Below are 12,639 nucleotides of genomic sequence, written 5' to 3' on the forward strand. Positions count from 1 at the left end.
CCTCGAAGACCTCCCGCCCTTCCTCGGCGGCGGCGAGATGATCGAGACCGTCTCGATGCACTCCTCCACCTACGCCCCCGCCCCCCACAAGTTCGAGGCCGGCACGCCCCCGATCGCCCAGGCCGTCGGCCTGGGTGCCGCGGTGGACTACCTCACCTCGATCGGCATGGACAACATCGCCCGCCACGAGCACGCGATCACCGAATACGCGGTCCGCAGGCTCCAGGAAGTCCCCGACCTGCGGATCATCGGCCCTACCACGGCCGAGGACCGCGGAGCGACGATCTCCTTCACCCTCGGCGACATCCACCCCCACGATGTCGGCCAGGTACTGGACGAGCAGGGCATCGCGGTCCGCGTGGGACACCACTGCGCACGGCCCGTCTGCCTGCGGTACGGAATTCCCGCGACCACCCGAGCGTCGTTCTATCTGTACTCCACCCCCGGCGAGGTCGACGCGCTGGTCGAGGGCCTGGAGCACGTACGGAACTTCTTCGGCTGACACGGACGAGGCTGCTGACTGTGAAGCTTGATTCGATGTACCAGGACGTCATCCTGGACCACTACAAGCACCCGCACGGGCGGGGCTTGCGGACCGGCGACGCCGAGGTGCACCACGTCAATCCGACGTGCGGCGACGAGATCACGCTGCGGGTGCGGCTCTCCGGCGAGACGATTGAAGATGTCTCGTACGAGGGCCAGGGCTGCTCCATCAGCCAGGCCAGCGCCTCCGTGCTCAACGAGCTGCTGGTCGGCAAGGAGCTCGCCGAGGCCCGCCGGATCCAGGAGACCTTCCTGGAGCTGATGCAGTCCAAGGGCAAGATCGAGCCGGACGATGCGATGGAGGAGGTGCTGGAGGACGCGGTCGCGTTCGCCGGTGTCTCCAAGTACCCGGCACGCGTGAAGTGCGCGCTGCTGAGCTGGATGGCGTGGAAGGACGCGACGGCGCAGGCGCTGTCCGAAGGGAAGACCGCATGAGTGAGAACGTGGACGTGACGACGAAGCCGGCCTCCGAGGAGGAGGTGCGCGAGGCGCTGTACGACGTCGTCGACCCCGAGCTGGGCATCGACGTCGTCAACCTCGGCCTCATCTACGGCATTCATGTCGACGATGCCAACATCGCCACCCTCGACATGACGCTGACGTCGGCGGCCTGCCCGCTGACCGATGTGATCGAGGACCAGGCGAAGTCGGCCACCGAGGGCATCGTCAACGAGCTCCGGATCAACTGGGTCTGGATGCCGCCGTGGGGCCCGGACAAGATCACGGACGAGGGCCGCGAGCAGCTCCGGGCGCTCGGTTTCAACGTCTGAGACCGCCGTTCCCGTGCAGCCCGTTTCCTGACCAGGTCAGGGAGCGGGCTGCTGCTGCGTGGCGAGCTCTCGGTGACCACAGGACGGCGTCCGGTCACGCCATCCAGAAGAAGACCGCAGTCATGCGCTTGTCCTCCAGGGTGCTGCCCCAGTAGCCGGTGGCGCTGTGCAGCATGTTGGCGGTGTAGAGGAGCAGCCGGTTGTACCGGTGCGGGACGCGGACGTCCTCGGTGAAGGAGTCCGGCGGGACGAACCGGGTGCCCAGGGCGTCGACCATGTTGTTGTGCGGCGCCGTCACCATGTTGCCGCCGAGCCTGCCGCCGGGCAGCTGCTGCCGGTAGAAGCTGGTCCCGCAGTCCTTGGGCACGTGGGGGTTGAGGTAGAGCACTGCTGCGTACCGGCACAGCGAGCGCGAGTCGGTGTGCGGGCGGGGCTCGGACTCGCCCTCGCCGACGACCTGGATGCAGTTGTGGTTCAGCGTCCCGCCGCCGGGCGCGGTCTCCCGCCAGATGCGCCGCGCGCCGGTCGCCTTGCGCACCAGCCGCTCCACGCGCTCCAGCTCGTCCGGCTCCAGCCCCGGCATGGTGCGCAGCCCGGGCCAGCTCTCGGGCTTGTGCGGATACCCCTCGACCCAGTCGTCCTTGGCGAGGCAGCGCTCCCGCACGGCGTCCACGCCGGGCAGCACGTCGTCCAGCACCCAGTAGTCCCGGCCGGGGGTGGGTTTGCGGTAGGGAAGCACCGGCAGGGCCGGTCTCCGTGTGGGGTCGGGGGACATGCGGCAGACCATACGGTCGACAACTGCCAGCGTTCGCCTGGGATTTGGTCAACAATGACCCAACTCGGTCCACCGGTGGGTGACGGCGTCGCCACGGTGGGTGCGCGCGCCGCAATGATCGTCGGCGGATCGGTTCGCATTGAGCGGCTGTGTCCGGTTAGCTTTCGACCATGACCGATGCAGTAGCTTCCCGTACCGATGCCCGTCTTGGTGGCGCCGTCGCCGCCGGCCTCGCCACGATCACCGAGGACGGCACCGTCCTCGACACCTGGTTCCCGGCCCCCGAGCTGGTCGCCGAGCCCGGCCCGGCCGGGACCGAGCGGCTGACCGCCGAGCGTGCCGCGGAGCTGCTGGGCGAGGGCGCCCTCAAGGCGCTCGGCCCCGACCCGCGCCGTGGCGTCGAGGTCGTCGCCGTCCGTACGGTCATCGCCTCGCTGGACGCCAAGCCGCTCGACGCGCACGACGCCTACCTCCGGCTGCACCTGCTGTCCCACCGCCTGGTCAAGCCGCACGGCCAGAACCTGGACGGCATCTTCGGCCTGCTCGCGAACGTCGCCTGGACCTCGCTCGGCCCCGTCGCCGTCGACCAGGTCGAGAAGGTCCGCCTGAACGCGCGCGCCGAGGGCCTGCACCTCCAGGTGACCAGCATCGACAAGTTCCCGCGCATGACCGACTACGTCGCGCCCTCCGGCATCCGGATCGCCGACGCCGACCGGGCCCGCCTCGGCGCGCACCTCGCGCCCGGCACCACCGTCATGCACGAGGGCTTCGTCAACTTCAACGCCGGCACGCTCGGCACGTCCATGGTCGAGGGCCGGATCAGCGCGGGCGTCGTCGTCGGCGACGGCACCGACATCGGCGGCGGCGCGTCGATCATGGGCACCCTGTCCGGCGGCGGCAAGCAGATCATCTCCATCGGCGAGCGCTGCCTGCTCGGCGCCGAGGCCGGCATCGGCATCGCGCTGGGCGACGACTGCATCGTCGAGGCCGGTCTGTACGTCACCGCGGGCACGCGCGTGACGCTGCCGGACGGCGAGGTCGTCAAGGCGCTGGACCTCTCCGGCGCCAACAACCTCCTCTTCCGCCGCAACTCCACCTCGGGCCGGGTCGAGGCCCTCCCGCGCTCCGGCTCCTGGGGCGGCCTGAACGAGGCGCTGCACAGCCACAACTGATGCCGCGGCGCCCGAGAGGCGGGCCGGGGACCTCCCCTTCCCGCCCCTCGGGCGCGTCACGCCTCCGACGCCGCCCTGTGCGCCGTCACCAGCTCCTGTACGCGCCGGCTGCCCGCCGCCCGCAGCGGCGCCCGGACCGGCCCTCCCGGCAGTGCCAGGGCGTTCAGCAGCGCCTTCGCCGTGACCGTGCCGGGCAGGCCCGCGGCCATCATCAGCTCGACCAGCGGCAGTACGCGCTGGTGGCGGCGGGTCGCCTCCGCCGTCGCGCCGCGGTCGAACGCGTCCAGGACCGCCGCCACTGCGGGGCCCGCGACGTTGGCGACCGTGCTGACGCAGCCGACGGCGCCGACCGCGCGCAGCGGAAGGTTCAGCTCCTCCACGCCGGAGTAGTAGGCGAGCCCGCTCTCTGCGATCACCTTCGAGCTGCCGAGCAGGTCGTACGCGCAGTCCTTGACCCCGGCGATCCGCGGATGCTCCGCGAGCCGCAGCATGGTGCCGGGCTCGATCCGGGTGCCCGTCCGCCCCGGGATGTCGTAGAGCATCACCGGCACCCCGACCGCGTCCGCGACGGTGCGGAAGTGCTCCGCGATGTCCTCCTGCGGCGGCCGGCTGTAGTACGGCGTCACCGCCAGCACCCCGTGCGCTCCGGCGGCCTCCGCCGCCCGCGCCAGGGCGACCGTGTGCCGGGTGTCGGCCGACCCCACGCCCGCCGTGATCCGCGCCCGGTCGCCGACCGCCTCGGACACGGCCCGTACCAGCGCGCTCTTCTCCTCGTCCGAGGTCGTCGGGGACTCGCCCGTCGTCCCGTTGAGCACCAGGCCGTCGCAGCCGCCCGCTCCGACGAGGTGGTCGGCGAGACGCTGCGCGCCGTCGAGGTCGAGCTCGCCTTCGGGGGTGAAGGGGGTCACCATCGCGCAGACGGTGCGGCCGAAGGGGCTGCTGGTCATCGTGTCACTCTCCGGTACTGGTGCTGTCCCCGGGAGTCTGGCCCCTTCGGCCGTACAGGTCTATTTAAATGTTCTCGCCGCAACCGCTAAGAGGCGCTACGGAGTCCGGTGCCGCATGTGCGGGTCGTGGTCGCCGGGGGCGTCCGGCCGGTCCGGGTGGATCTACGCGCATCAATCCCTTGTGTGGTCAAGGCAGTTGTCAAGGTTGCGCAAGCATGTGGCGGCCGGTGGGCCGGTGGGCCGGGCGCTGGTGGGGAAAACCCGTCTACGCTTGGGCATCGCGCGCCCCAACGACCGCGGCGCGGCCGTCACGACGAGGAGATGAACCCCCTGATGTCCGGAGACCGCCCGACCATGCCGCCGGTGCGGCTCCACTCCGACGCGGAGCTCGCGCGTGACGCGCTGTCCACGCCGTTGCTGGCCCGCGCCGCGAAGCTCGCCCGCTGGGCAGGCGAGAAGGGCATCTTTGTCGGCGCGGGCGGCGAGCTGCTCGTCGAGCAGCTGCACACCGCGGCCGGGCTCCTGGGCCTCGCGGACGAGGAGGACGGCACCGCGTACGCCGCCGAGGCGTGGCAGCACGCGCTGGACACCGGTCTCGTGGAGTCCGGCCTCCTCGCCGAGCAGCCCGAGGACGCCGACCACCCCGTCGAGGTCGCCACCGTGGGCGAGGAGATGGAGACCCTCACCTCCGGCAGCCCCGCCGAGATCCTCGAACTGTGGCTCGGCGGCGTGGAGAGCGTCCTGGCCGACGCCGCGGCCCCCGACCTCGGCGACATCGTCGACCAGATCTCCGAGGGCGGGGACCTCGATCTCGACTCCCTCGACTGGAACCCCGAGGAGGAGGCCGACTTCCTCGACGGCGTCCTCGGCAACCTCTATCTGCTGACCGCGCTGGACGAGAGCGCCGCCGAGCGGCCCGTGCCGCTGCCCGCGCTCGCCGCCTCCATGATCGTCCCCGATGACATGGACGAGCCGACCGACGACATCCTCGAAGAGGTCTCCGACGCGATGATGCGCCTGGACGACCAGTTCCGGATGCTCGCGCCCACCGGGATCGTGGAGTACCGGCCCGTGGACGAGTCCCTCATCGAGGAGGTCGACGGCGAGGGCCACATCCGCGAGTCCGTCGACGGGGTGGACTCCGACGACCCCGAGGACGAGGACGTCAGCCGCTACGGCCTGGTCACCCTCACCCCGCTCGGCGTCCACGCGGTGCGCACCCGGATGCTCGAAGCCGGGATCGACGCCCCGGTCGTCGGCGACCTGGCCGAGGCGAGCGCCGATGTCCTCCTCGCCGCGCTCCCCGGCCACCCGGGCGCCGCCGCCCGCGCCGAGACGGAGCTGTGGCTGGCCCGCCGCGCGCCGCTCGACGCCGCCCGCGAGCTGGTCGCCGCCGCCCGCGGGGCGGACGAGGAGGCGCCGCGCCGCCGGCTGTCCTGCCAGCAGACGCTCTCCCTCCTCGGCCCCGAGGCCGAGCCCGCGCTGCGCGAGGTCCTCGACGACCGCGAACTCGGCGGCCTCGCCCGGGTCTGGCTCGCCGAGCACGGCGTCGCGGACATCCCCGAGCCCGACGAGACGATGGTCTTCTGGCTGACCGTGGACACGATCGCCGCGCAACTGGCCGCCGACGGCGACTCGGACGAGCTGCGCGACCTGGTCACGGACCTGGTGGGCCGGCACAGCGGCTTCTTCGACTCGGCCTGGCGGGTGGACCACCCGTCGACGGCGGACGTCCTGGAGGCGATGGGCCGCCTGCACCCGGACAAGAAGACGGCCAAGGAGGCGCGCAAGGCGGCCTTCAAGGCCCGCTCCCGGCGCTGACCGGGTCCTCTTCCCCGGGCGGGTGGGCCACGGCCCACCTGCCCGGGCCGGGAATCATCCGCACGCGTCAGCGTTGAACCACAGGTGACCACCGCACGGATACGCGCGACGAAGTTCTCCGTTCTCGACCGCTCCCGCACCCGGCAGGGGCGTGAGCCGGGGGAGGCGCTGCGCGAGAGCGTGCGCTTCGCGGGGGAGGCCGAGGCGCTCGGCTATCACCGCTTCTGGGTGTCGGAGCACCACAGCGTGCCCGGAGTGGCGGGCTCCGCGCCCACCGTGCTGGCCGCGGCCGTCGCCGCCGCCACCTCCCGCATCCGCGTCGGCACCGGCGGCGTGATGCTGCCCAACCACCGCACCCTGGTGGTCGCCGAGCAGTTCGGCGTGCTGGAATCCCTCTTCCCCGGCCGGATCGACATGGGCCTGGGCCGCTCCGTGGGCTTCACCGACGGTATCCGCCGGGCGCTCGGCACGGACAAGGACGCCATGGGGGACTTCGGCGCACAGCTCGCCGAACTCACGGCGTACTTCACCGGCGGCCCCCGCGCCCACCCCGAGGTGCACGCCCGCCCAGCTGAGGGCCTGCGGGTGCCGATGTTCGTCCTCGCCAACGAGGCGGGCGCGCGGCTCGCGGCCGAGGCCGGTGCGGCCCTGGTCATCGGCGGACTCGGCGGCGAGGAGAAGATGCTCGCCGCCGTCGCCCGCTACCGGGCGGCCTTCCGCCCGTCCGCCCTGCGCGAGCGCCCCTACGTCGTCGTCGCGGGCAACGTCGCCGTCGCGGGGACCACCGAGTCGGCCCGCCGGCTGCTGATGCCGGAGGCCTGGGCGCTGGCCTACTCCCGTACGCACGGCGTCTTCCCGCCGCTGACCCCGTCCGAGGAGATCGACTCCCTGGCGATGACGGACCGGGAGCGCGGCTTCTACGAGGCCGGGCTGCGCGGCCACATCCACGGCACGGAGGACGAGGTGGCCGCAGCGCTCGACTCGCTGATCGAGCGCAGCGGCGCCGACGAGGTGCTGGTCACCACCGCTTCCCACGACCGGTCGGAGCTCCTCGGCTCCTACCGCCGGCTGGCCCGCCTCGCCGGGCTGCCGGCGGCCGCCTCACAGGGCCAGGGCGGCGGGCTTGACCAGGTCGCGTACCGTCTTTGACTTCACGTACTCGCCGAGGGCCGTCATCTCCCACTCGCCCGAGAACTGCCGGATGAACTTGCACATCAGGACGCCCGTCTTCGGCTCGGCCCCCGTCAGGTCGAAGCGCACCAGCTCCTCACCCGTACGGGCGTCCAGCAGGCGGCAGTACGCCTTGGCGACCTGGGTGAACTTCTGGCCGTTGAAGGAGCTGACGGTGAAGACCAGGCCGGTCACCTCGGGCGGCAGGCCGTCCATGTGGACGGTGATCGACTCGTCGTCGCCCGAGCCCTCGCCGGTGAGGTTGTCACCGGAGTGCTGGATCGCGCCGTTGAGGATCTGGAGCTTGCCGAAGTAGCAGGCGTCGATCATGTTGCGGTCGGGGCCGTAGGCGATCACCGAGGCGTCCAGGTCGATGGCCCGGCTGCCGTACGCGGGCTCCCAGCCCAGGCCCATCCGCACGGACTGGGTCAGCGGCCGGCCGCCCTTGACGAGGGAGACCGTCTGGTTCTTCTGGAGGCTGACCCGGCCCTTGTCGAGATTGACCTTGCCGGGCGCGGCCGGGAACGCGGGCGGCGCGGCGGGGGCGGCGGGAGCGACGGGGGCGCCCCACTGGCCGGCGGGCGGTGCCTGCGCGGGCGCGGGCGGGGCGACCGGCGGGGCCGACGGCGGCGGGGCGACGGGCTGCGCCGGGGCCGCGGGCTCCTCCACGCTCACGCCGAAGTCCGTGGCGATGCCCGCCAGGCCGTTCGCATAGCCCTGGCCGACCGCGCGCACCTTCCACGCACCGGCGCGTCGGTAGACCTCGACGATCACCAGGGCCGTCTCCGAGCCCAGTTGCGGCGGGGTGAACGTGGCGAGCACGGAACCGTCGTCCGCGCTGCGCACGGTCGCGGTCGGCTCGGTGCCCGCGAAGGTCGCGCCCGCGGCGTCCGGGCTGGCCGTCACCACGATCTTGTCGATCTCCGCAGGCACCGCGCCGGTGTCCACGGTGATCGAGTCGGGCGTGCCGCCGGACGCGGCGCGGTGGGTCACGCCCGGCCCGCCGGGCTGGTTGTAGAAGACGAAGTCGTCGTCGGAGCGCACCTTGCCGTCGGCGGTGAGCAGCAGGCCCGAGACGTCGAGCCGCACCGGTGCGGTGACGTCCACCGTCACGCGGGCGACGGAGAGAGGGATGTTCGAGCCGGGTGTCATAGCGGTCATGTCCCGGGTAACGAGTGGCCGCGCTTTACGGTTCCATTACCGAACGTCGGATTCCCGTACAGCCGCCGGGTGTCGTCGCCCACCGTCGGTCAGGGCGTGCGGGTGGGCGGGCTGTCCGTGCAGAAGGCCCCGCCGAGCCAGGCGTCACCGGGCTGCGGACCCTCGCCCTCCGCCGCGAGGAGCGCGGCGGCGTACGGCTCCGAGTCGTCCCGGGGCTCGTAGCCGAGCGCGCGGGCACCCGACAGGTCCCACCACAGGCGGGTGTTGGCGGAGCTGCCGTACACGACGGTGTGCCCCACCCCCTCGGCGGTCAGCGCCGCGTGCACCAGCCGGGCGCAGTCGTCGGGGCTCAGCCAGGTGGACAGCATCCGCACGGACCGCGGCGCGCGGAAGCAGGAACCGATGCGCAGGCTGACCGACTCGATCCCGTGCCGGTCCCAGTAGAGGGCGGCGAGGTCCTCACCGAAGCACTTGGAGAGCCCGTAGAAGGTGTCCGGGCGGTGCGGGACCGTGCCGGGGATCAGCGGCGCGCCCTCGGCCGGGACCGGGGTGAAGCCGACGGCGTGGTTGCTCGACGCGAGGACGACCCGCCGCACGCCCGCCTCCCGCGCGGCCTCGTAAAGGCGGTACGTGCCCTCGATGTTGGCGTGCAGGATCTCCTCGAACGGCGCCTCCAGCGGGATCGCCGCGAGATGGACGACCGCGTCGGCGCCCGCCATGGCCGCGCGCAGCGCCTCGCGGTCGTGGAGCTCCGCGGTGACGGCGTCCGGCTCGCCCTCGACGGGGCGGCTGTCGAACAGCCGCAGCCGGTAGCCGTGTTGGGGCAGCCGGTCGCGCAGGAACGTGCCGATGTTGCCTGCGGCGCCGGTGAGCAGGATGCTGCTGCGGGTGGCCATGGGTTCTCCTTCCCCGGCCCCGCCCCTCCCCGAAACCGCGGCCGCATTCCCCGGGCCGGGGCGGAATATCCGGGCGGCTCCCGTCGCTCCACTCCCCAGCGGAAGATCATCGAGCTTCGAGGGAGTGCGAATCATGTCGGAGAAGGCCGTCGCCCGGGGGACCGTCGCCAAGGGCTACGAAGCGGTGCGCGAGGAGTTCGAGGCCACGTTCGCGGAGGAGCGCGCGGGGCACTCCGCCCAGCTCGCCGCCTACGTGGACGGCCGCCAGGTGGTCGACCTGTGGGGCGGGCCCGGGATCGAGGCGGACTCGCTCACCGGCGTCTTCTCCTCGACCAAGGGCGCGGCCCACCTCGCCGTGGCGCTGCTCGTCCAGGACGGCACCCTCGACCTGGACCGGGAAGTGAGCCACTACTGGCCCGAGTTCGCCGCCGCGGGCAAGGAACACATCACGCTGCGCGAACTGCTCGCCCACCGCGCCGGCCTGCCCGGTGTCGAGGGCGGTCTCACCCTGGACGAGCTCGCGGACGACCGCGTGATAGCCGAGCGGCTGGCCGCGCAGCGCCCGCTCTGGCGCCCGGGCAGCACCTTCGGCTACCACGCCCTGGTCATCGGCGCCCTCACCGGCGAGGTCGTCCGGCGCGTGACCGGGCTGACCATGCAGGAGTTCTACGAGACCCGGATCCGCGCCCCGTACGGCATCGACTTCTACATGGGCCTGCCCGAGGACCAGGAGCACCGGGTGCTGCACACCCAGCCCATGGACCCGACGCCCGAGCAGAAGCGGGCCCTGGCGGAGGGGCACAGCGGGCCGGAGAGCCTCCAGGGCGTGGCGTTCAACATCAACCACGCCGTGCCGACCGTGCTGGAGGAGCTGCCCAACTCCCGTGTCGTGCGCGCCGGAGGCCCCGCCTCCGTCGGCGGCATGGCCTCCGCCCGCGGCCTCGCCCGGCTGTACGCGGCGGCCATCAGTCCCGTCGACGGCAAGGAGCCGCTGCTGACGCCCGCGACCGCCGCCGACTTCGCCCAGATCCACTCCGTGGGATACGACGTGGTCCTGCGTCAGCACATGACCTTCGGCCTGGGCTTCTCCCCGGTCTCGGACGCCTACCCGTTCCTGGGCGGACGGTCCTTCGGACACGGCGGCGCGGCCGGCTCGCTGGCCTTCGCCGACCCGAGCCGCGCTCTCGCCTTCGGCTACAACCGCCGCCGCTTCGCCTTCCCCGGCGGCCCGGCCCCGGAGACCGCCCGCCTCGCCCAGGCGGTGTACGACTGCGCGTCCGCGCGCTGAGCGCCTGCTGTCCCCGGGCGCGCGCCCGGGGACAGCCTCAGCGCACCACCTTCCCCCGGAGCACCACCCGTCGGGGGGCGCCCAGCACCCTGACGTCCTCCCGGGGATCGCTCTCGTAGACCACCAGGTCCGCCGGGGCGCCCTCCTCCAGACCAGGGCGGCCGAGCCACTCCCGCGCGCCCCAGGACGCCGCCGCGAGCGCCGCCGTCGCAGGGATGCCCGCCTTGACCAGCTCGGCGACCTCCTGGGCCACCAGGCCGTGCGCGAGCGAACCGCCCGCGTCCGTGCCGACGTAGACGGGGATGCCCGCGTCGTACGCCGCGCCCACCGTCTCGTAGCGCCGCGCGTGCAGCCGGCGCATGTGGTCCGCCCAGCGCGGGAACTTCGCCTCACCGCCCTGCGCGAGCCCAGGGAACGTCGCGATGTTGACCAGCGTCGGCACGATCGCCACCCCCCGCTCGGCGAACAGCGGGATCGTCTCCTCGGTCAGCCCGGTGGCGTGCTCGACGCAGTCGATGCCCGCCTCGACCAGCGGCGCGAGGGACTCCTCGGCGAAGCAGTGCGCGGTGACCCGCGCCCCCAGCCGGTGCGCCTCCGCGATCGCGGCCTCCACCGCGCCGCGCGGCCAGCACAGCGACAGGTCGCCCGTCTCCCGGTCGATCCAGTCGCCTACCAGCTTGACCCAGCCGTCCCCGCGCCGCGCCTCGCGCGCCACATAGGCGACCAGGTCCTCGGGTTCGATCTCGTGCGCGTAGTTGCGGATGTAGCGGCGGGTACGGGCGATGTGGCGGCCCGCGCGGATGATCCGCGGCAGGTCCTCGCGGTCGTCGACCCACCGGGTGTCCGACGGGGAACCCGCGTCCCGCAGCAGCAGCGCCCCCGCGTCGCGGTCCGTCAACGCCTGCTTCTCGCTGGTCGATTCGTCGACCGGGCCGTGGGCGTCGAGCCCCACGTGGCAGTGGGCGTCCACGAGACCGGGGAGGACCCAGCCCTCGACGGTGGTGACGTCGCGCACCCCCGTCGGGCGGTCGAAGGTGATCCGGCCGTCCACGGCCCACAGTTCGTCGCGCGTCCCGTGGTCGGGGTCCGGGCCGGTGAGCACTCGCCCCTTGATGTGCAGCACTTCGCTGTCGCTCATGGTCGCCACTGTATTCCCGGGCCTGTTCGGGTGCGGCGCCGCTGCCGGGGAGCTGACCCGGGCCCCGGTCCGCGGATTCCGGGCGGGCTCGTTTCGCATGGCGCCGGCTTTTCCGGTTCCAATTTCCTCCAGATATACGTGAATGCAAATTCCCTGCCTTCGCCTGCCCTCCCTTCCCGACCCTAAACCGGGGAATTTCAATGACTTCCCAACATGCGGACCGATCCTGTGACCGACCCCACAAATCCATCCGTAATGCCCGGTAATGCCGGATAAATGGGGGCATTTTCTGGGCGGCTTGCGCGCCCGCCCATACCCGCGCGATAACACGGAACCGTCGAGTCCGTAAAGGTCGTCCCCCCATGCATTTTTCGATTCGCCTCGGTAAATTCACTCCGCATGACCGCCGCACAAGCAGACCTTGTACGTGCCCGCAGCGAATTCCCGGAAATGCCGGAGGGGCTCACGCTCGACACCCCACGCGTCGAGGACGGGGCCGCGATCTGGCGGATCGCCCGTGACTCGGAGGTGCTGGACCTCAACTCCTCGTACAGCTACCTGCTGTGGTGCCGCGACTTCGCCGCCACCTCCGCCGTGGCCCGCGGCGCCGACGGGGAGCCGGCAGGGTTCGTCACCGGCTACGTCCGTCCCGACCGGCCCCGGACCCTCGTGGTCTGGCAGGTCGCCGTCGACCACGCGCACCGCGGCCGGGGCCTGGCCGCCGCCCTGCTCGACGGCCTGGTCGCCCGCGCCGCCCAGGACCTCGGCGTGCGCGGGGTCGAGACCACCGTCACGCCCGACAACACCGCCTCCAACCGGCTGTTCGCCTCCTTCGCCGAGCGGCACGGTGCGCCCGTGGAGCGCGAGGTGCTCTTCGACGACGGCCTGTTCCCCGACGCCGGGCACGCGCCCGAGGTGCTCCACCGCATCGGCCCCCTCGCGGCCTGACCGCCCACCC

At 72.5% G+C, this 12,639-nt stretch carries 13 protein-coding genes; 8 read left to right on the forward strand and 5 right to left on the reverse strand.

Going from position 1 to position 12,639, the window contains the following annotated elements; all coding sequences use genetic code 11:
* From ABD269_RS09440 to ABD269_RS09450, 3 genes are all read left to right on the forward strand, one after another.
* Positions 1-502 (forward strand): aminotransferase class V-fold PLP-dependent enzyme (locus ABD269_RS09440; RefSeq protein WP_344117328.1); only part of this gene is annotated, 502 nt, incomplete at its 5' end.
* A 20-nt stretch (positions 503-522) separates the two neighbouring features.
* Positions 523-978, forward strand: coding sequence for a Fe-S cluster assembly sulfur transfer protein SufU (sufU, locus tag ABD269_RS09445; protein ID WP_116211121.1), 456 nt, complete (start codon positions 523-525; stop codon positions 976-978).
* Entirely contained in the window at positions 975-1,313 is a 339-nt protein-coding gene (locus ABD269_RS09450) for a metal-sulfur cluster assembly factor (protein ID WP_116211120.1), read from the forward strand. The genes sufU and ABD269_RS09450 overlap by 4 nt, the downstream gene beginning before the upstream one ends.
* A 94-nt stretch (positions 1,314-1,407) precedes the next feature.
* Here the strand turns inward: ABD269_RS09450 and ABD269_RS09455 are convergent, their stop codons facing one another.
* Complete coding sequence (locus ABD269_RS09455) at positions 1,408-2,088, reverse strand: DUF6445 family protein (RefSeq protein WP_344117329.1); 681 nt, start codon at positions 2,086-2,088, stop codon at positions 1,408-1,410.
* A gap of 170 nt (positions 2,089-2,258) precedes the next feature.
* Between ABD269_RS09455 and dapD the strand changes: the two genes are divergently transcribed.
* The gene (dapD, locus tag ABD269_RS09460) at positions 2,259-3,260 is read left to right on the forward strand and encodes a 2,3,4,5-tetrahydropyridine-2,6-dicarboxylate N-succinyltransferase (RefSeq protein WP_344117330.1); all 1,002 of its coding nucleotides are present in this window, start codon (positions 2,259-2,261) and stop codon (positions 3,258-3,260) included.
* 56 nt (positions 3,261-3,316) lie between these two features.
* Here the strand turns inward: dapD and dapA are convergent, their stop codons facing one another.
* Positions 3,317-4,207 (reverse strand): 4-hydroxy-tetrahydrodipicolinate synthase, encoded by an 891-nt coding sequence (gene dapA / locus ABD269_RS09465; protein ID WP_344117331.1) that lies wholly within the window; start codon positions 4,205-4,207, stop codon positions 3,317-3,319.
* Positions 4,208-4,540: 333 nt separating this feature from the next.
* Here dapA and ABD269_RS09470 point away from each other — a divergent pair, with 333 nt between their 5' ends.
* On the forward strand, positions 4,541-6,028 hold the full coding sequence (locus tag ABD269_RS09470) for a hypothetical protein (RefSeq protein ID WP_301888258.1): 1,488 nt from the start codon (positions 4,541-4,543) through the stop codon (positions 6,026-6,028).
* Positions 6,029-6,112: 84 nt separating this feature from the next.
* Positions 6,113-7,177: an MsnO8 family LLM class oxidoreductase gene (locus tag ABD269_RS09475; RefSeq protein WP_344117332.1), complete on the forward strand. Its 1,065-nt coding sequence runs from the start codon at positions 6,113-6,115 to the stop codon at positions 7,175-7,177.
* On the opposite strand, the gene ABD269_RS09480 is transcribed toward ABD269_RS09475, so the two are convergent.
* Positions 7,130-8,350, reverse strand: a complete 1,221-nt coding sequence (locus tag ABD269_RS09480) for a TerD family protein (protein WP_344117368.1) — start codon at positions 8,348-8,350, stop codon at positions 7,130-7,132. The genes ABD269_RS09475 and ABD269_RS09480 overlap by 48 nt on opposite strands.
* Positions 8,351-8,448: 98 nt before the next feature.
* Positions 8,449-9,255: an NAD-dependent epimerase/dehydratase family protein gene (locus ABD269_RS09485; RefSeq protein ID WP_344117333.1), complete on the reverse strand. Its 807-nt coding sequence runs from the start codon at positions 9,253-9,255 to the stop codon at positions 8,449-8,451.
* Positions 9,256-9,388: 133 nt separating this feature from the next.
* Here ABD269_RS09485 and ABD269_RS09490 point away from each other — a divergent pair, with 133 nt between their 5' ends.
* Positions 9,389-10,543, forward strand: coding sequence for a serine hydrolase domain-containing protein (locus tag ABD269_RS09490; protein ID WP_344117334.1), 1,155 nt, complete (start codon positions 9,389-9,391; stop codon positions 10,541-10,543).
* 37 nt (positions 10,544-10,580) lie between these two features.
* Here the strand turns inward: ABD269_RS09490 and ABD269_RS09495 are convergent, their stop codons facing one another.
* Positions 10,581-11,681 (reverse strand): amidohydrolase family protein, encoded by a 1,101-nt coding sequence (locus tag ABD269_RS09495; RefSeq protein ID WP_205519161.1) that lies wholly within the window; start codon positions 11,679-11,681, stop codon positions 10,581-10,583.
* Positions 11,682-12,080: 399 nt separating this feature from the next.
* On the opposite strand from ABD269_RS09495, the gene ectA reads away from it, so the two are divergent.
* The gene (gene ectA, locus ABD269_RS09500; RefSeq protein WP_344117335.1) at positions 12,081-12,629 is read left to right on the forward strand and encodes a diaminobutyrate acetyltransferase; all 549 of its coding nucleotides are present in this window, start codon (positions 12,081-12,083) and stop codon (positions 12,627-12,629) included.
* Positions 12,630-12,639: the final 10 nt, after the last annotated feature.

The sequence above is a fragment of the Streptomyces blastmyceticus genome, from assembly GCF_039521185.1.
In the GTDB taxonomy this organism is placed as follows: domain Bacteria; phylum Actinomycetota; class Actinomycetes; order Streptomycetales; family Streptomycetaceae; genus Streptomyces; species Streptomyces blastmyceticus.

Bases quoted from the DNA above. Each gene is read 5' to 3' on its own strand.
- ABD269_RS09450 (WP_116211120.1), top strand. From the start codon at position 975: ATGAGTGAGAACGTGGACGTGACGACGAAGCCGGCCTCCGAGGAGGAG.
- ABD269_RS09455 (WP_344117329.1), bottom strand. From the start codon at position 2,088: ATGTCCCCCGACCCCACACGGAGACCGGCCCTGCCGGTGCTTCCCTAC.
- dapD (WP_344117330.1), top strand. From the start codon at position 2,259: ATGACCGATGCAGTAGCTTCCCGTACCGATGCCCGTCTTGGTGGCGCC.
- dapA (WP_344117331.1), bottom strand. From the start codon at position 4,207: ATGACCAGCAGCCCCTTCGGCCGCACCGTCTGCGCGATGGTGACCCCC.
- ABD269_RS09470 (WP_301888258.1), top strand. From the start codon at position 4,541: ATGTCCGGAGACCGCCCGACCATGCCGCCGGTGCGGCTCCACTCCGAC.
- ABD269_RS09480 (WP_344117368.1), bottom strand. From the start codon at position 8,350: ATGACACCCGGCTCGAACATCCCTCTCTCCGTCGCCCGCGTGACGGTG.
- ABD269_RS09485 (WP_344117333.1), bottom strand. From the start codon at position 9,255: ATGGCCACCCGCAGCAGCATCCTGCTCACCGGCGCCGCAGGCAACATC.
- ABD269_RS09490 (WP_344117334.1), top strand. From the start codon at position 9,389: ATGTCGGAGAAGGCCGTCGCCCGGGGGACCGTCGCCAAGGGCTACGAA.
- ABD269_RS09495 (WP_205519161.1), bottom strand. From the start codon at position 11,681: ATGAGCGACAGCGAAGTGCTGCACATCAAGGGGCGAGTGCTCACCGGC.
- ectA (WP_344117335.1), top strand. From the start codon at position 12,081: ATGACCGCCGCACAAGCAGACCTTGTACGTGCCCGCAGCGAATTCCCG.